At 61.4% G+C, this 17818-nt stretch carries 19 protein-coding genes and 1 pseudogene (1 of these 20 cut by a window edge); 11 read left to right on the top strand and 9 right to left on the bottom strand.

Annotation, left to right across the window (positions count from 1 at the left end; genetic code table 11):
- On the bottom strand, positions 1-77 hold the beginning of the coding sequence (gene petA, locus GEU01_RS06050) for a ubiquinol-cytochrome c reductase iron-sulfur subunit (RefSeq protein ID WP_026018544.1). The gene continues 559 nt to the left of window position 1, outside the view; only the first 77 of its 636 coding nucleotides appear in the window; the start codon lies at positions 75-77; the stop codon falls past the left edge of the window.
- A 283-nt stretch (positions 78-360) separates the two neighbouring features.
- Between petA and GEU01_RS06055 the strand changes: the two genes are divergently transcribed.
- The 3 genes from GEU01_RS06055 to GEU01_RS06065 all read left to right on the top strand — a co-directional run bounded on the left by GEU01_RS06055 (position 361) and on the right by GEU01_RS06065 (position 1498).
- Complete coding sequence (locus tag GEU01_RS06055) at positions 361-549, top strand: YqaE/Pmp3 family membrane protein (protein ID WP_010510614.1); 189 nt, start codon at positions 361-363, stop codon at positions 547-549.
- A gap of 8 nt (positions 550-557) precedes the next feature.
- Positions 558-1202 carry a glutaredoxin 2 gene (gene grxB, locus GEU01_RS06060; protein WP_019085353.1) on the top strand — a complete coding sequence of 215 codons (645 nt, stop codon included), beginning with the start codon at positions 558-560 and terminating at the stop codon, positions 1200-1202.
- 104 nt (positions 1203-1306) lie between these two features.
- On the top strand, positions 1307-1498 hold the full coding sequence (locus GEU01_RS06065; protein WP_010510610.1) for a hypothetical protein: 192 nt from the start codon (positions 1307-1309) through the stop codon (positions 1496-1498).
- 279 nt (positions 1499-1777) lie between these two features.
- Here GEU01_RS06065 and GEU01_RS06070 read toward each other — a convergent pair whose 3' ends face one another.
- The 3 genes from GEU01_RS06070 to GEU01_RS06080 all read right to left on the bottom strand — a co-directional run bounded on the left by GEU01_RS06070 (position 1778) and on the right by GEU01_RS06080 (position 4516).
- Positions 1778-2230, bottom strand: a complete 453-nt coding sequence (locus tag GEU01_RS06070) for a hypothetical protein (protein ID WP_232272424.1) — start codon at positions 2228-2230, stop codon at positions 1778-1780.
- Between the two features lie 353 nt (positions 2231-2583).
- A complete protein-coding gene (locus tag GEU01_RS22375; RefSeq protein ID WP_157212819.1) occupies positions 2584-4092 on the bottom strand; it encodes a cryptochrome/photolyase family protein in 1509 nt (502 codons plus the stop codon).
- Between the two features lie 103 nt (positions 4093-4195).
- Positions 4196-4516 (bottom strand): hypothetical protein, encoded by a 321-nt coding sequence (locus GEU01_RS06080; protein ID WP_010510603.1) that lies wholly within the window; start codon positions 4514-4516, stop codon positions 4196-4198.
- A gap of 245 nt (positions 4517-4761) precedes the next feature.
- Here GEU01_RS06080 and GEU01_RS06085 point away from each other — a divergent pair, with 245 nt between their 5' ends.
- The 4 genes from GEU01_RS06085 (at position 4762) to GEU01_RS06100 (ending at position 7731) form a co-directional block, all read left to right on the top strand.
- On the top strand, positions 4762-5118 hold the full coding sequence (locus GEU01_RS06085; RefSeq protein ID WP_232272425.1) for a YidB family protein: 357 nt from the start codon (positions 4762-4764) through the stop codon (positions 5116-5118).
- Between the two features lie 103 nt (positions 5119-5221).
- Complete coding sequence (locus tag GEU01_RS06090) at positions 5222-5983, top strand: SDR family NAD(P)-dependent oxidoreductase (protein ID WP_019085357.1); 762 nt, start codon at positions 5222-5224, stop codon at positions 5981-5983.
- 34 nt (positions 5984-6017) lie between these two features.
- Entirely contained in the window at positions 6018-6332 is a 315-nt protein-coding gene (locus GEU01_RS06095) for an antibiotic biosynthesis monooxygenase family protein (RefSeq protein ID WP_019085358.1), read from the top strand.
- Positions 6333-6516: 184 nt separating this feature from the next.
- Complete coding sequence (locus tag GEU01_RS06100; protein WP_019085359.1) at positions 6517-7731, top strand: SMP-30/gluconolactonase/LRE family protein; 1215 nt, start codon at positions 6517-6519, stop codon at positions 7729-7731.
- A gap of 112 nt (positions 7732-7843) precedes the next feature.
- Here the strand turns inward: GEU01_RS06100 and fumC are convergent, their stop codons facing one another.
- The 3 genes and pseudogenes from fumC to GEU01_RS06110 all read right to left on the bottom strand — a co-directional run bounded on the left by fumC (position 7844) and on the right by GEU01_RS06110 (position 10414).
- Positions 7844-9286, bottom strand: coding sequence for a class II fumarate hydratase (fumC, locus tag GEU01_RS06105; RefSeq protein ID WP_019085360.1), 1443 nt, complete (start codon positions 9284-9286; stop codon positions 7844-7846).
- A 195-nt stretch (positions 9287-9481) separates the two neighbouring features.
- Positions 9482-9580: pseudogene (locus GEU01_RS24200) on the bottom strand (transposase); the annotation flags it as partial.
- Between the two features lie 204 nt (positions 9581-9784).
- Entirely contained in the window at positions 9785-10414 is a 630-nt protein-coding gene (locus GEU01_RS06110; RefSeq protein ID WP_019085361.1) for a LysE family translocator, read from the bottom strand.
- A 229-nt stretch (positions 10415-10643) separates the two neighbouring features.
- Here GEU01_RS06110 and GEU01_RS06115 point away from each other — a divergent pair, with 229 nt between their 5' ends.
- From GEU01_RS06115 to GEU01_RS06125, 3 genes are all read left to right on the top strand, one after another.
- A complete protein-coding gene (locus tag GEU01_RS06115; RefSeq protein WP_026018545.1) occupies positions 10644-11462 on the top strand; it encodes a metal ABC transporter ATP-binding protein in 819 nt (272 codons plus the stop codon).
- Positions 11459-12325, top strand: a complete 867-nt coding sequence (locus GEU01_RS06120) for a metal ABC transporter permease (RefSeq protein WP_019085363.1) — start codon at positions 11459-11461, stop codon at positions 12323-12325. Before GEU01_RS06115 ends, GEU01_RS06120 begins: the two co-directional genes overlap by 4 nt.
- Before the next feature lie 74 nt (positions 12326-12399).
- A complete protein-coding gene (locus tag GEU01_RS06125; protein ID WP_010511047.1) occupies positions 12400-13299 on the top strand; it encodes a metal ABC transporter solute-binding protein, Zn/Mn family in 900 nt (299 codons plus the stop codon).
- On the opposite strand, the gene GEU01_RS06130 is transcribed toward GEU01_RS06125, so the two are convergent.
- A complete protein-coding gene (locus GEU01_RS06130) occupies positions 13274-15052 on the bottom strand; it encodes an ABC transporter ATP-binding protein/permease (RefSeq protein ID WP_198284449.1) in 1779 nt (592 codons plus the stop codon). The two genes, GEU01_RS06125 and GEU01_RS06130, sit on opposite strands and share 26 nt — an antisense overlap.
- Positions 15053-15438: 386 nt before the next feature.
- Between GEU01_RS06130 and GEU01_RS06135 the strand changes: the two genes are divergently transcribed.
- A complete protein-coding gene (locus GEU01_RS06135; protein ID WP_019085365.1) occupies positions 15439-15888 on the top strand; it encodes a DUF2501 domain-containing protein in 450 nt (149 codons plus the stop codon).
- 230 nt (positions 15889-16118) lie between these two features.
- Here GEU01_RS06135 and GEU01_RS06140 read toward each other — a convergent pair whose 3' ends face one another.
- The gene (locus tag GEU01_RS06140) at positions 16119-17807 is read right to left on the bottom strand and encodes an ABC transporter substrate-binding protein (protein ID WP_019085366.1); all 1689 of its coding nucleotides are present in this window, start codon (positions 17805-17807) and stop codon (positions 16119-16121) included.
- Positions 17808-17818: the final 11 nt, after the last annotated feature.

Here is a 17818-nt window from a genome sequence, read left to right on the forward strand (position 1 = left end):
GCCGTTGCGGCGGTAACAAGCCCGAGGAAATTCCGACGCCCACCGGGTGCCGATTGTGTATCCGACGCGTTTTCCATCGGAGTGTTTTTATCGCGAACCCGTTTCAAAAGAAAGGGCATACCGTATCCGGATGCGTCCTTATCCACCGGTGCAAAAAGACGCGGCCAGGGGCGGGAAAGCACCGTTCCCTGGCTGTCGTGGCCCGGTCGTGCGGGGCCATGGGGCAAGGCCGTGCATGCATGGATCCGGGACATGCGTGTCATAATGATGCACGAACCGGTATCCGGGCTGTGCCGGACGGCAATTCACGCTACATTGTGCCCTGTCCCGCCCGATCGGGCATGCATGTGGAGATCAATCATGCGGCTTATCCTTGCCCTTCTGCTGCCGTGGCTACAGTTCTTTACGATTGGCCGCCCCTTTGCCGGCATCATCTGTCTTGTTCTGCAGGTGACCGTGATCGGGTGGATACCGGCCGCGATCTGGTCGGTCTATGCGCTGAGCCAGTACACCACCGATCGCAAGATCGCATCCCTGCGACGGTCCTGAAAATCCGTGTGAAACTTTATATCTACGATCACTGCCCGTTCTGCGTGAAAGCCCGGATCATTTTCGGGCTCAAGCACCTGCCGGTCACCGATGTGGTGCTGCTTAATGATGATGTCAGCACGCCAACCCGGATGATCGGGCGCAAGATGGTGCCCATACTGGAAACCGACGGACATTTCATGGGCGAAAGCATGGATATCGTCGCCCATGTTGACGCCATGGATGGCCATCCCCTGCTGACCGGGCCAACGCGCCCCGAAACAGGCCGGTGGCTACGGGACGCGCAGCAGGCCTTCATCCGCCTGGCGCTGCCCCGGTTTGCCGCAGCCCCCTTTGCGGAATTCGCAACGACAGGCGCGCGGCTGTATTTTATCGAAAACAAGGAAGCCATGATCGGCCCCTTCAGCACGTGCCTGGCTGAAAGCGCCGCCCTGCGGGCCAGCGTGAACGCTGACCTTGCCCGTCTTGCCAGGCTGATCCAGCGCCCCGATGCAGTCAACGGCACGCTGTCTACCGATGATATTCACCTGTTTGCCCACCTGCGCAGCCTGACGATCGTGGCGGGACTCGACTGGCCCATGCCGGTGCGGGCATATTGCCAGCACATGTCCCAGGCCACCGGCATCCCCTTGCTGGATCACATGGCGGCCTGAACGGTTGCGCATGGGTCAGGTGGGGATACGGAAATGCATGGCAACTGTCAGGCCGTCCTGACCGTTTCCCCCGCATGACACCATGGCGGACAGGGGGACACTCCATGTCAGAATTATATGAAACCGGACAGCCGTATGAACGCCGCCGTTCCACACCGTTCGAGGTCTGGATCCGACGGTCGCTGCATGCCCGTTTCGATATGGTCTGCAGCGAGAAATTTCCTGTTGAAATCCAGGGGGAATTTGACCTGTGCTGCGCCACCTACCCCCATATGGAACATGACAGGGACGCCTGATGGCGGGAACACATAAACAGACCGGTCAGGTGTGGATTTTTTTGACCTGACCTGTTCCGAGTCCCGCAGTCACTTGCATAAAGTGGCCGGAAAAGAAAGCGGGGGAATCGCTCTCATGGCGGAAAATAGCCATTTATTGTCTCTTTACCGCAACACGAACCTAGATTCGCAAGCCTGAATTTGTGTTGAAGGCCTGTGGATAAGTCTGTTGACGTTTTGGGACTCAGGCCATGGAAATGCAGAGTCTTCTCTTTTTCGTGATTTGTTCCTGACCTATGTTCAGGCAGGCAGGCGCAGGATGACCGTATCGTGTTCCACTGCCTGCCATTCACGTTTCAGAATGGGCGCGCGGGCACCTTCAGACGCAACGGGATGATCAATCCGCCATGGATTGCCATTCAGGCGCACGGCTGTCCAGCCATCGGGCTTATCGCCATCGGGCACAAGCCCGACAAGGGTCATGTCCGTCATGGGATCATAACAGGCAAACTGCCGGGCGCAGTTCTGGAACACCAGTTGCACACAGTCATGGGACTGACGCGGGCGCATCAGGTGGACCAGCAGGGTTCCACCCCGTTTTGCCGCATCATTGAATATCAGGCTGCCGCCACCGGGCCGTATCTCCACCGGCAGGATGGTCACGGTCTCGGAAATGGCATGGTTGAAGACGATCGTCCCGCCATCAAGACCCAGAAGCCCATGGTTCCATCCATGCAGTTCAGACAGATTCATGCTTAGCCACGCACCGGGACAGGCAAGGATGGACCGCAGGTGGTCAGGGTGAGGTTGACTGCTTTCCCGATGGGACCGGGCCAGGACCGACCGGATCGTGGCCATGTCAAAATGACCCGCGCCAAAGATTACCTGCCCCTCGCTGTATGAAACAGCTGTTGCAGAACCGTACCGCCTGCCCATGTAGTACCATCCCCTGTCACATCCGCATGTCCCCCTGCAGGAAAGATGCTGAATAATTTTTTTGCTGATCTGCTTTGTAAAAAACTCAAAATTAAAATTTCATGTGCTTCAAATGATAAGCTATCAATACAGCCTCAGAATTTTTCAGTATGTTTCGTATTGTATTTGTTTTACGTAATTTTTACCAAACCATAAACCAGTGCAGGCTTGAATATCCGGTACGGAAATCCCTGAACGACCTGAACATATATTAAGGTGGATGCATGGGAGCGGCCAGATGTCATAAGGCCTTCCATGCCGCAAGTGCGCGCGCGTCCGCCGGCAAGATCAACAATGGGCGCAGGGTAGCCACCCGGGGCGGATGGTCCGGCCTTCCATGGCGCATGGATGTATTTATTGGGCAGATGGGCGATTTCCGGCACCCATTTGCGGACATAATCACCGGCGGGATCGAATTTCTCCCCCTGTGCGACGGGATTGAATACCCGGAAATAGGGGGCCGCATCCAGTCCGCACCCGGCAACCCATTGCCAGTTGAAGGGATTGCTGGCGGCATCCGCGTCCACCAGCGTATCAGCAAACCACGCCTCGCCCACACGCCAGTCTAGCAGCAGGTGCTTGGTCAGGAACGACGCCACGACCATCCGCACGCGATTATGCATCCAGCCCGTGTGCCATAACTCACGCATGCCCGCATCAATGATGGGGTAGCCGGTTTTCCCCTTCTGCCAGGCCCGCAGGGCCACCGGATCATGCCGCCAGGGCATGTTGTCGTATTCAGGGCGCAGGTTGCCGGTACCCATGCCGGGGAAGTCAAACAGGGTCGCATGCGCGAAATCCCGCCATCCCATCTCACTCAGGAAACAGGTGCTATCCTGGTCGCCCGGTCCCAAAGTCTCCACCGCGTGCCAGACCTGCCGGGGGGATACATGGCCGAAGCGCAGATAGGGCGACAGCCCCGACGTGGCTGGCTGCGCAGGCAGTTCACGCTGCGTGGCATAGCCGTGGACCCGTTCCGCGACGAAGGCATCCAGCCGGGCATGGGCCGCCGCCTCCCCCGGTTGCCACTGCGCACGCAGGCCCTGTGCCCAGTCCGGTCGCACCGGCAGCAGGGCAAGATCGGCAGGCTGCACCAGATGGTCCCCGATTTCAGGGGGGACCACGGCAAAAGCAGGCTGGTCGGGTGCGGGCAGTGGTGGCAGGGGTGGCCCCTTTGCCTGCACGGCACGCCACCATGGCGTGAAGACACGAAAGGGCGTGCCCTGTTTGGTCCGGACCTGCCATGGTTCATGCAGCATGTTGCCGGGGTGGCTGTGCGCATCAACGCCACGCGCCTTCAACGCCGCCTTCACGTCTGTATCCACCTGCCGGGCACGGGGGCCATAGCGCCGGTTCCACACCACCGCCCCCGCGCCCGTCCGCGCGGCCAGCCACAAGACGCTTTCATGCGTATCCCCGGCCATGATGCATAACCGGCCACCCTGCGCGCGCAGGTCATGGTCCAGCGCCGACAGCGCACCATGCAGCCACCATTTTTCAGCCCCGCCCAGGGGGAAAGCCGGATCATGGACATACAGGCACACGACCCGTCCCCGTGACGCAGCATCACACAGGGCGGGATTGTCCCCAAGACGCAGGTCGTCGCGGAACCACATGATGGTCGGGGCGGTGTCAGGCATGGTTGGCTGTATTCCGCTCGGGTTGATGCGCAGTCATTATGACCCTGTGTGGGACACAAGTCCCCGGCCAGTCAAATACGGCGCGATCCGTGCGGGGGCGCGTTCAGTGCGTTGGGGCGACTTCCCGGGCCACGGCGGCATCTTCCTGCTTGTGTTCCGCGTCCTGTGCCTCGTCATCCTCGAACATGGCGCGACATTTGGGGGAAAGCTGGCTGAGCTTGCTTTCCAGGCATTCCGTCATCAGTTTTTCATTCGGAATGTCAAGAAAGCATAGCCGGAACACATCATTCTTGCACGCACTGGCCTGGTCCTCGCGCCCTGCGGCATGGGCACCGGTACTGGCCAGCACGACAGCCATGGTAAAATGGACTGTCCAGATCAGGCCGTGCGTTCCGTAACGGCGCACGGCGGGAATGCATTGCATCGGGCTGTCTCCCTTCAGAAATGACATGGCAATTTTTGTTATATCATCCAGCGCATTGCACTTTGCCGCCTGAGTCAAGACACATCCACGCAGTGCAGCCATCATGACATGATGAATGGATGGCGCGGGGAAAGTTCCCGCAGTCTTTTGCGCCTGACTTCATAAATCCGTGATGGGACAAATCCCGTCCATCCTTCGTTGGCCCCAGTATCCCTGACCACTGATTGATGAAGGAGCATACCACCATGGCCAATGCAGCAACGGACCAGATCGGACATGCCGCAGACAAGGTTGCAGATACGCTGACGGGGGCACGCACCGATACGTCGGGCCTCATGAGTGCGGTCATTGCCTATATGGGCGACGCTGACAGCCCCGGACGGCGCGAACTGCATGACCGGGCGCGCAAGGCGGGACTGGCGGCGCAGGTCACGCAGTGGGAAAACCACCCGACCAATACCCCGGCCGATGAAAATGTGGTGACCCGTCTGATCCCCGCCCCGGTCATCGAGCGTTTCTCCGCCGAGACGGGATTATCCCGCAACGCCACCATCAAGGGCCTGTCCGACCTGCTGCCCCACCTGTCGCGACTGGATGGCTGATATACGCCCATGACCTGCGGGGGGCCATGTTTCCTGTTTGCATGGCCGCCCGTGGGCTTATGATCGTCCATCTGACAATTCAGCAAGCAGGCAGGACGGGTTCATGAACAGCGTCAATTCCACCCCCGCACAATCATCCGGCGTCGTGATCGTGACGGGCGGCAGCCGGGGCATCGGGCATGCCATAAGCAGCCTGCTGGCACGTGAAGGCCATGCCGTCGCCATCAATTACGCCGCCAACGCCGCCCCGGCGGAAGAACTGGCCCGCACCATCACGGCCAGTGGCGGCCGCGCGCTGGCGATCCGGGCCGATGTCTCGAAGCCCGAAGAAATCCATGCCCTGTTCGAACGCGCGACCGAACTCGGGCCGCTTGCGGGGCTGGTCAACAATGCAGGCATTACCGGCACGAAGGTGCGCATTGATGAACAGACTGCCGAAACGCTGGATACCCTGTTCAACATCAATGTCCGCGCCACCATGCTGGCGGCGGGCGAAGCCGTGCGCCGCATGTCCACCCGCCATGGCGGAAAGGGCGGGGTGATCGTGAACCTGTCATCGGTTGCCGCCCGTCTGGGCGGGCTGCCGGGGCTGGTGCCCTATGCCGCGACCAAGGCGGCGGTCGAGACCTTCACCCGTGGCCTGGCCAACGAGGTCGCGCATGAGGGCATACGCGTCAATGTGGTCGCCCCCGGCCTGACCGCGACAGACATGGTATCACCGGAAACCGCGAAGCTGGCGGAAACCGTCGTGCCCATGGGACGTGTCGGGCATGTGGATGAAATCGCGCAGGCGGTGGCCTTTCTCCTTTCCCCCGCATCATCATATATGACAGGAAGCGTGATGACGGTGTCCGGCGGTCGCTAAGGTCAGTCCGGCTACAGAACAGGAGAAGCACAGCATGTACATTGCCATGAACCGTTTCCGTATCCCGCCTGAAAACGAACAGGAATTCCGTGAACGCTGGCTGGGGCGCGAAGTCCACCTGCGCACCGTGCCAGGCTTTGTCAGTTTCCAGTTCCTCAAGGGGCCGACGCATGAGGATTACATCCTCTATGCCTCGCACACCGTGTGGGAATCGTATGAAGCCTTTGTCGGCTGGACGCAGTCGGAACAGTTCCGCGCCGCCCATGCCCATGCGGGCAACCGCAAGCCGCTCATGGCTGGTCCCCCGGTGTTCGAGGGTTTTGAAGTCCTGCAGGACATCGAAAACTGACCTGATGGTCCCAGCCAGGAAACGAGCTGACAATAACAGGAAGTTTTTGGTGAAGCTTTTTTCAGAAAGCTTCTAGAAACGCCGCCTTTTTGGAAAAGGTGGCACCCAAAAACTTTTATTTGTTTTTATCAGCAGGTTATTTTGAAATAATCCTTCCATTCATAAACAGCAGAAAGACGTTTTCATGCCGCCAGCCTCCCCTGCGCTCCATCCCGGCCGGCGTGCCATACTTGCCGGGGGGCTGGCCACGGGGGGCCTGTGGGCCAGCGGACTGCACGCCCGCGCGGCAACAACCGTGGAAAATCTGCCACAACCGTCCAGCGTCATCTCAAACCCGCCGCGGCAATGGGGGGCGGATGCACCGGTCACGCCCCTGCCGGACCCGGACATACTGGTGCTGGATCCCGGCTTCGGCAATCTGGCCTATGCCAATGCCGGGCTGAAACTGGCATGGCGCGGCGGGGGATGGCTGGAGGGGCCGGCATGGAACAGCGAGGGACGCTTCCTGCTGCTGAGCGACACGATCCGCGCCCAGCAGTACCGCTATCTGTGGGAAAACGGCGCGGTTTCGGTCTTTCGCGACCATTCCTACAACAGCAACGGCAATGCCTTTGATAACGAGGGCCGTCTTGTCAGTTGCGAACACGGCATGCGCCGCGTGGTCCGGTGGGAACATGACGGGTCATGCCACGTACTGGCCGACAGTTACGGCGGCGCGCCGCTGAACTCCCCCAATGACGTGGCGATCCACCCGGATGGCAGCGTCTGGTTTACCGATCCCGGTTATGGCGACACGATCGTGGAAGGCCACCCGGATGCCCCCGGCGCACCGGCCAACCGGGGCGGTGTCGAACGCTGGACGCTGGATGGGGAAGTCGTGACCCAGTTTGGCGGCCACAGGCGGCAGGAAGACCATGTCTTCCGCGTGGACCCGGCCACCGGCGATGTCCGCGCCGTGCTGACGCAGCAGCAGTTGCCGGACCCGAACGGGATTGCGTTCTCTCCGGATGGAAAGATCGTCTATGTCATTTGCGATGGCCCCGGGCCGGGACAGAACGGGCATGGCGGCGACCAGCATATCCATGCGGGCGACGTGGCGGGGGGCGAGGTACACAACCTGCGCCCCTTTGCCGACATGATGCTGAACGGCCACCAGATGATCCCCGATGGCATGCGCACCGACATTTTTGGCAATCTGTGGTGTGGGGCCAACGGGCCGCTGGGGCTGTGTGGCGTGGTGGTGTACAATCCCCACGGCCACATGATCGGGCGGCTGCGCCTGCCACGCGGGGTATCGAACCTGACTTTTGGCGGCCCCAAGCGCGATGTGCTGTTCATGTGCGCGGGTGACGCGCTGTTTACCCTGCAGGTCAACACGCAGGGGGCTGCGCCTTCGTAATGTCTTGTCTGGAAAATAAAAGGGTTTGGGTGCCGCCTTTTTTCAAGAAGGCGGCGTTTAACGAAGCTTTTTGAAAAAAGCCTCACCAAAAACCTTTGTCTGTTTTCAGGTATCAGGCTCCCCCTACCCCCTTGCCCACCATGTCCAGCGGGCGGACAAGACGGTCGAAGGTGGCGCCATCGACAAAGCCCGAGGCAAGGGCTGCCTCGCGCAGGCTGATGTCATGTTCCATGGCCTGATGCGCGATGGCGGATGCGCGGTCGTACCCGATCTCGGGACTCAGCGCCGTCACCAGCATGACTGAACCCGCCACGTAAGAATCAATGCGCTTGCGGTTCAGCTTCGTGCCCTCGACTGAAAAGATCCGGAAATTATGACAGCCATCGGCAAGGATGCGGATGGCATGCAGCACGTTGGCGACAATGACCGGACGGTCAAGCTGTCCCTGGCTGCCTGCAAACGCCACCGTGGCGTCATTGCCCAGCACCTGCGTGCAGATCATGACCATGGCCTCGCACTGGGTCGGATTGACCTTGCCGGGCATGATGGAGGAACCGGGTTCGTTTTCCGGCAGGTGCAATTCACCAAGGCCACAGCGCGGGCCGGACCCAAGCAGGCGCATGTCATTGGCGATCTTGAGCAGCGTGACCGCCACCCCGCGCAGGCCAGCGGACGCCCGCACCATGGCGTCCAGCCCGCCAAGGGCCGCGAATTTGTTGGGCGCGGTGACAAACGGCCTGTCGGTCAGTGCGGCAATGCGCTTTGCAATGGCGCGGCTGAAACCCGGCGGGGCGTTCAGCCCGGTGCCCACCGCCGTACCACCCGCCGCAAGCTGCAGCAGGGCGGGACGCGCTGCCTCGACCGCTTCCAGCGCATCTTCAAGCTGCTGCGCCCAGCCAGACCATTCCTGCCCTACTGTCAGGGGTGCGGCGTCCTGCAGGTGGGTACGGCCAATCTTGACCACCTGCATCCACTCTTCCGCCTTCGTGCGCAGGCTTTCGATCAGTTCACGCACGCGCGGCAGCAGGCGGCTGTCGATTTCCAGCAGGGTTGCGACATGCATGGCGGTGGGAAAGGAATCGTTGCTCGACTGCCCCATGTTCACGTCGTCATTGGGGTGAACCGGCGTCTTGGACCCGATGGCCCCCCCCAGAAGCTGGATCGCACGATTGGCGATGACTTCATTCACGTTCATGTTCGTCTGGGTGCCCGATCCGGTCTGCCAGACAAATAGCGGGAATTCGGAATCCAGCCTGCCCGCAATCACTTCATCGGCGACACGGCTTATGGCGTCGGCCTTCCATTGCGGCATGTGTCCATCCGCCGCATTGACCTGTGCCGCGGCCTTTTTCACGATCCCGTAGGCATGGCATACCTCGATGGGCATATGGTCCCGCCCGATCGAGAAATGTACAAGACTGCGCTGTGTCTGCGCACCCCAGTAATGGTTGGCGGGGACATCAATTTCCCCCATCGAATCCTTTTCGCGCCGTGTGCCGGTGGCATCCAGCCCGATGGGGCAGTCCGTGATCGTGGGCGTGGTGGGTTCGGTCATGGTGGCGCTCCTTCCCTTTGTGGTTGCAGGGAATATGGGAACGCCACCGGGCTTTCGCGCCCCCGCCCGGCATCACAAGCGGGTGCGCGGGATTTCAGGGCGTGTCGGTGAAGGAGGCACCGGTATCGACTGCATCGGGCAATGGTTCCGCTTCAGTGATGTCCGCCCTTTGTCCAGGCGTCAGGGACAGGGCGACCGCCCGTGCACATTCTTCCAGTCCCCGAACCGGACAGGCAGATCACGCCAGGCAATACCGGCGCGGTAACAATGCAGAACGGCTGCGACAAACAGACGCCTTGACATATCCTGCCAACCATAAAGAAGTTTTTGATGAATATTTCCCAGAAAGCTTCGAAAGAACGCCACCTTTAAAAAAAAGGCAGCACCCAGAGACTTTTATTTATATCAGTCAGAGAGTTGTTTTCAGACAGTACCAGGCCAACAGCCACGGACGGCATCATACCCTGCAACCGCACGTACACGGCCGACCTGCGATACCTATACCTGCGTCAGGAGCAGCATGGCCCCGAACCCGATAAACACGAGTCCGGTCACAAGGCAGAAAATCCGATGCACCTCCGGCGTACGCAGCCATGCGGACAGGACACGTCCACCGCTGGCATAAACCACGTACCAGAACACTTCCACCATCGCGAATGTCATCACCAGCGTGACATATTGCGGCATGCGTGGCGCGGCCGGATTGATAAACTGCGGCAGGAAGGCCGCGGCGAACAGCAGCAGCTTGGGATTGCTGATCCCGGTCAGGAAGCCGTCACGAAACAGCGCCCGCATGGTCACAGCGGGCACGCAGCCCATATCCGCCCCGTCACTGTCCACCGCATCACGCGCACGCCATACCCGGACGCCCAGAAACACCAAGTATGCCGCCCCGATCACCCGCAGCACCATGAACAGGCGTGGTGACGCCACCAGTATGCCCGCCATGCCCGCAAGCGAGGCGATGACCACCAGTACAATGGCCAGCATGCAGCCCGTCATGACGCCCACGCTACGCAGCAATCCGTACCGGATGCTGGTTGACATGACGTGCATCATGTTCGGCCCCGGCATGGCGGACAATACAAAGGCAGTGGCGGCAAACAGCAGCCATGTATGAAATGTCATCCGTCCTGCCCTGCCTGTTCATGGTGTGGGGCGACACCATGCCGCCTTCCCTTGACGGTAGGCAAGGCGATGATATAAGAATATGTTATATTATAACACTTTGGGTTCCCATGCCGCTTTCCTTTCCTGTCGCCACCCCGTCCACGGACCAAGACAACCGGACAGCCATGCAGCATCCCACCCCCGCTACATCGCCTGCCCCGCTGCCCATCACATGGATGGCGCGTGCATGGTGGCAGCGTCTGGCCTGCATGACCGTGCCGTGCGGCGTATTGTGGGGGCTGATCGCGTGGGCCATCTCCATCCCATGACCGTCGGGACGACCACCGGCACGATCCGGCTGGAAGATGCGGGGGCCATGATGGGGGGACAGACAGTATGGCAGCACGTGACCGGCAGTTTCCGTCCCGGCAGCATGACCGCCATTGCAGGCGCCAACGGCACGGGCAAGTCCACCCTGCTACGCGCCATCCTTGGCGAAGTGCCGCTGGCGCATGGCACGCTCACGCGCGGGGGCCTTGGCCCACGTGATTTCGGCTATCTGCCGCAGGCCCGGATCATTGACCGGGGGTTTCCCATAAGCGTTACCGACATGGTGCTGGGTGGCGCATGGCAGCAGACGGGATTTTTTGGCGGGGCGGGGCGGGCGGTGCGCCTGCGCGCGGCCAGCGCATTGCAGCGCGTCAACCTTGGCGGGCAGGCGCAGCGCATGATCGCCGCCCTGTCGGCCGGGCAGTTCCAGCGCCTGCTGTTCGCCCGGCTGCTGATGACCGATGCACGCGTCATCGTGCTGGACGAACCCTTTACCGCGCTGGATGCGCCCACGACACGGGACCTGCTGGAACTGGTATGCGAATGGCATGCGCAGGGCCGCACCATCATTGCCGTGCTGCATGACATCCACCAGATCCGTACCTGCTTCCCCGATGTCGTGCTGCTGCATGGCGGACAGGCGACATGGGGCCGGACCCCGGACATCCTGACCCCTGTAATCCTGCAGCGCGCCTATGGCGGGACACGGGACAGGTGGACGGACATGCCATCATGAGCATCCTGTCCGTATTATGGGATCCGTTTGCGTCCTTCGGTTTCATGCGGCGCGCGCTGGTGGCGTCCATGACGCTTGGCATGGGGGCCGGGCCGGTTGGCGTGATGCTGCAACTGCGCCGCATGAGCCTGATTGGCGATGCGATGAGCCATGCGATCCTGCCCGGGGCCGCCATCGGTTTCCTGCTGGCGGGCGGCCTGTCGCTGACGGCCATGGGGATCGGGGGGATCGCGGCGGGGCTGGGTGTTGCGCTGCTGGCTGGCCTGGTCAGCAGGCGGACCCAGCTTGCCGAAGACGCCAGCTTCGCCAGCTTTTACCTGACGTCACTGGCGCTGGGCGTGCTAATCGTTTCCGCGCGGGGGTCGAATATCGACCTGCTGCATGTACTGTTCGGCACCATTCTGGGCATTGACGCATCGGCGCTGTGCCTGATGGGTGGCATCACGACGCTCAGCATCGTCATGCTGTCCATCATCTGGCGGCCGCTGGTCATGGAATGCGTCGATCCCGGCTTCATGCGCATGACCGGCGGGCGCGGCGGCATTTATCACATGGTGTTCCTGTTCCTCGTGGTCATCAACCTTGTGGCGGGGTTCGAGGCGCTTGGCACCCTCATGTCGGTGGGCATGATGATGGTGCCCGCCGCGACCGCGCGGCTATGGACGCGCCGGCTGCTGCCCATGATGGTGCTGTCTGCCGCAACGGGCATGGCGGCGGGACTGATCGGGCTGCTGGTGTCCTATCACTACCGGCTGGCGGCGGGACCATCGATCATCCTGACGTGCAGCGTGCTTTATATCCTTTCCCTTGTCATGTCGCCCGCGGGACTTCGCGCGGGGCGCCACATTCATGAAACATCCTGAAAATTAAAAGTTTTTGGTGAAGCTTTTTCAGAAAGCCTCGAAAAAACGCCGTCTTTTTAATGGAGTTCGCGCCGATGCGCCGCCTGTCCTGCCTGCTGGGCCTTTGCGGGGTCCTGTCCATCATGCCTGCCCGTGCGGCCCCCCTGCCCCATACGGTCCAGGCGGTCGCAAGTTTTACCGTGCTGGCTGATGTGGTGGCGCATGTGGGGGGCACGCATGTGCATGTCACGTCACTGGTGCCCCCCGATGGCGACCCGCATGAATTCGAACCCTCCCCTGATGACGCCCGCCAGCTACGCCAGGCCGATATCGTGTTCATGAGTGGCGAGGGACTGGAAAGCTGGTTCAGCCGGCTGGCCCACGCGGCGGGTTACCATGGCACGCCCGTCATCGTGTCCAACGGGATCAGCATCTACACCCCGCCGGGCCTGCAACAGGCGGAAACGGACCCGCATGTCTGGAACAGCGTGCCCAATGTCATCATCTGGACCAACAACATCCGTGACGCCCTGATCGCCATAGACCCGGCGGATGCCGACAGTTTCCGCGCCTCGGCCGCCGCCTATGTCACGCAGCTTCGCGCACTTGACCGCGACATCCGCGACCGCATCGCCACCATACCGGCCGACCGCCGGCGTATCCTGACCAGCCATGACGCCTTTGGCTATTTCGGCCGGACCTATGGCCTGACCTTCATGGCGCCGCAGGGCCTTTCGACCGAGACGGAAGCATCAGCCGGGGATATCGCCGCCCTGATCCGGCAGATCCGGCAGACGGGCGTCACCACCTATTTCATGGAAAACGCCGCCGATCCCCGCATGGTCCAGCAGGTGGCGCGGGCGACCGGCACCCGGCCCGGCGGGGAACTGTATGCCGAAGCCCTGTCCCCGCCCGGTGGTCCCGCCCCGGACTACATCGCCATGATGCGCCACAATACCGACCTCATGGTCACGGCGATGCAGGGGACGCGCTGACGCGCCTCTCGCTGCCCTCGGGGGCGGCAACGGCAAAGGGGGACAGGTCCACACGGTTGACATGCATCGCCACCACCGATTCCCGATGCGTGATGGAGACAACCGTCATGTCCGGACAGGCCTGACGCAGCAGCGCGTACAGCGCCGCCTCCGATGCCGCATCAAGGTTGGAGGTTGATTCGTCAAGGAACACCCAGCCCGGCCGCGCCAGTATGATACGCGCAAAGGCCAGACGCTGGAGTTCACCCGGCGAGAGGATCTGCCCCCATGCCTCCTCGCTTTCGATACGCGGCGCAAGCTGGCCCAGCCCGACCTGCTGCAGGGCCGCGATCACATCCGCTTCCGGATAGGCGTCGACCCCGGCGGGATAGGTTACCGCCCGGTGCAGCGTGCCGGTGGGCACATAGGGCCGCTGCGGGACGAACATCATCGCCACGTCCGGCTGCCTGATGGTGCCGGTGGCGAACGGCCAGATCCCCGCCAGCACGCGGAACAGCGTGGACTTGCCGGTACCCGACGGACCGGTCACCACCGTCATCTGCCCATGTTCCAGCGTGAAGCTGACATTACGCAGCAGCGCCGCGCCATCGGGACGGAATACGTCCAGCCCGCTGACCTGCAGGTTCGCATTCGCGGCGGCGGGCACGACCGTAACCTTGTCACGCATGGCCTGCGCACGATCCATCACGCGCTGGAAGGTGGCCAGACGCGCGACCTCCGCATGCCATGTCGTAAGCGAGGCATAGGACGTGGACAGCCAGCCCAGCGCCCCCTGCACACGTGAAAACGCCATGACCAGCTGCATGAGCGTGCCGAACGTCATCTTGCCCGCGAAATACCGGATCGAACCGATCAGCAGCGCGAAATTGCCCGACACCACCTCCAGCCCCGTCGTCAGCAGCCCCAGCCACTTGGTCCGGCGCATGATGACAAGGAAATTGCCGTACACCTGCGAAAAGGAACGGTTGAGCCCGGCCTGTTCCTCCGCCTCGCCACGGTACAGGGCAATCCCTTCGGCATTGTTGCGGACATGGACAAGGCTGTAGCGGAAATCGGCTTCGGCGCGCTGCTGGAAAAACTGTAGCCCCGCCAGCTTGTGCCCCGCAAGATGGGTCACCCACGTCGCCATCACGGAATAGATCAACGCGGCCCAGAAGAAATAGCCGGGTATGGAAAAGCCCAGGACCTCCAGCGGGCCGGACAGCGCCCACAGCAGGCCGACATAACTGAACAGCGTCACGATATTGGACAGCAGGTTGATGAACTGCGTCAGCGTATCGGTGACAAAGCTGTTCAGGTCTTCCTGTATGCGCTGGTCGGGGTTGTCCGCGCCTGCTTCCAGCCCGGACGTGGTGATGGCGATGCGGAAATAGGTCTGGTTTTCCATCCACTGCCGCGTCATGCGCTGTGTCAGCCACCGCCGCCAGCGCAGGCCCAGCATCTGCTGCAGGTAAGTGGCATAGATACTGCACAGCACCGCGGGAATGGTGATGATGAAAAAGCCCAGCACGAAGCCTTCCTGGTTATGCACATACCAGAACAGGCCGCGCAGGAAGGTCGTGGCGTCGCGCTGCTGCAGGGCCGTGTAATAGACATTGCGCGAGAACGACTGCAGCAGGTCCAGCCCCACCATGGAAAAGGTCAGGACCAGTACCGCCACCAGCAGGCCCCATGCCCATTTCTTGTCCTCGGACACAAAATAGGGACGGGTGAGATACCAGACATCTTTCAGGAGAAGGCGCAAATGCTGCATGTTGATCCCGTGCACAGGGTTAGGGCCACGTATGGTCCAGCATTCCCACGAAGTCGGGGCGGACTCAATGTCCATTGCGCCCGGATGGCGGTTTCCATGCGCCGGAAGCGCTGCGTTAAGCTTCCTCACGACTTCTTGACGAAGGATGTCTTCCACGCCCGCACCCCGCCCATGGCATGCGACAGGGGGAAATACCGCCAGACAACAGGGGTTTATGGGACGCAGGCCCGAATGGACAAGGGTACTATATATCGAAAAGCCGAATGCCAGACATATCAGTCGCACGGGTACCGAACTGCCACATCGTGTTATGTTTGACACACAGATTTACAAATGGCGGGGTCGGGTTCCTACCCTGCCTGCTAAACAAGGTAAGGAAAATCAATATGGTGTCGTTCAGTCGCGTCCTGTCTGCCGGTGCGTTCGCCACAATCATGGCAGTCGCGCCGCTTGCGGCCCATGCCGCTGAAATCTCGCCCCCGACCGGCGCAGGCGTCGCCAACCAGGTCGAAGCGATCAAGCCCGGCTCCCTGTCCGCTGAAACGGTGTACTCGGCCGTGGCCTCGGCAAAGCCCGCTGATCTGGGCGGCATCATGAACTACTGCATCCAGTCCAATTACCTGACCGCGTCCGAAGCGTGGCCCGTGCTGGCGGCGTTCAACAAGAAGACGAACGACGTGCCGTCCAACCAGAAGGGCAACATGTCCTATGCCGACGGTTCGACCGGCCTGCTGAAGGTGGGTGGCAAGGCGCCGATCTCGCTGGAAGATGCATCGGCTGACATCCGCAAGCATGCCTGTGCGAAGGTTGAAGCCCGCGCGAAATCCATGCTCTGATCCAGGGACCGTTTCCCCTGCTTATGCCCCGCCGGTCTCCCGGCGGGGTTTTTTAATGCCTGCTGCCGTTCCGGGAAGCTGTCTGACAGGCCCACCCGGAACGCATCGGCGATCATACGAATGTTTCTGGTGCCGCTTTTTCAGGAAGCGTCAGGAAACATTGCCTTCCTGAAAAAGACGATACCCAAAAAACCTTTATTTTCATCAACCTGTTGATTTCAAACAATCGCTTATTTTACCCACACGCGCGAAAACGTCATGTGGTACAGACGCGTGGAAAAATAGTTTCCCAACCGGGGCGAGACCAGATCCACATAGCTTATGCTGATCATGGGCGCGGCAGCGGCAAGCCGGGTGATGCGGTCATCCACCTGCTGCCACAGGCCCTGCATCACCTGCGGATCATGTTCGTGCCGGATGCGCGCCACCAGCGTCTGGACCCCTGCATCACACAGCCCCGACATGTTGATCGAACTGTCGGAACCGGGATGGAAATTGTCACAGTCAAACAGCGTATCCACGAAATTGGATGGGGATACGTAATCCGCGTACCATCCCATAAGGCTGATCTGGACATGATTGGCGCTGTTCTGGGCATAGGCCAGTTCCATGGCCGGCGAAAGCGGATGCAGGTGCGCGTGATAGCCAATATCCTGCAGCATGTCGCGCAGGTAGGTACCCATGCTGGTATCCATGGCGGTGGCCGGGACGATCAGGGTCACGTCCTGTCCTGCTGTCCCGCTTTCACGCACAAGCTGACGTGCGCGCGCCATATCGGGACGCGTCCAGCGCGGGGCCGGATGGTCGGGGTCCGCACCTTCAGTCCATGCACACTGCCCGTCACCGGGCAGAAGGCCGGGGGGCACCATGCGGCATAGCGGGGCAGCAATGCCCGATCCACCATAAAGGATGGTCATGGCGCGCCGGTCCAGCGCGTAATTGACCGCCTGCCGGGCCCGGATATCATCAAAGGGCGGGATATTGACATTCATGGGCATGTACATGAGGCCGTACAGCGGATAGACGTGAACCTGCGCTGTATATCGCCCGCCGATTTCCCCCAGCCGGTCCAGCGGCTTCAGTCCCGCCATCCAGTCATACTGCCCCCGTTCGACTGCCGTGACGGCATCTTCTTCCGACAGGCCATAGTCATACTGTATGGCATCGACATACCCATCGGGCTGGGCGGCCTCGCTCCATTCATGAAAATAGGGATTGCGTTCCAGCCGCATGCCCCGGTCGGGGATGGAAGACACGATGCGATATGGACCCGTCGCAGGTGCCGCGACTTCGCCCAAATCATGGGCGGGCGTGCTGGCAGGCAGGACGACCGCATGCCCGAAAGCGATCTTCTGCGGGAATTCGGAATCCGGCGCGGTCAGGTGAATGGTGATGCGCCGGGTAGCCCCATCCGTTTCCACCCCACCGGCCAGCGTGCAGTGAGCGGGATCATGCAGGCATGCATCCGCCCCCACGATCCCGCCGTAAAACGACCCCGCCGTAGGGGAGCCGACGCGGAACAGCCGTTGCAGGGACGCCGCCACATCGGCCACGGTCAGGGGTGTGCCATCGGAAAAACGGATACCGTCGCGCAGGGTGAACACCCATGTGCGCCCGTCATCCAGCCGTTCGGGCATGGACTGCGCCAGGTCGGGCACAACCTGCGCCCCGGCCGGGCCTTCCAGCTTGGGATAGGTCAGCAGGCCATCATACATGACGCCCATAAGCTGCATGTACTGGCTGCTGTAATTGATCTGCGGGTCCAGTGTCCCGGCTGCACTGACCGCTGTCAGCCGCAATGTGCCGCCACGGTGGGGACTGCCCTGCGTGCCATCGGCCGCACGGGCGGACAGGCCGTGCAATGCCACCCCCAGCAGGAGGAGAAGGACCGCGCCAGATGCCTGCCATGATGCCTTCATGCGCGGTCCTG

The sequence above is a fragment of the Komagataeibacter europaeus LMG 18890 genome (genome assembly GCF_000285295.1).
Taxonomy (GTDB): domain Bacteria; phylum Pseudomonadota; class Alphaproteobacteria; order Acetobacterales; family Acetobacteraceae; genus Komagataeibacter; species Komagataeibacter europaeus.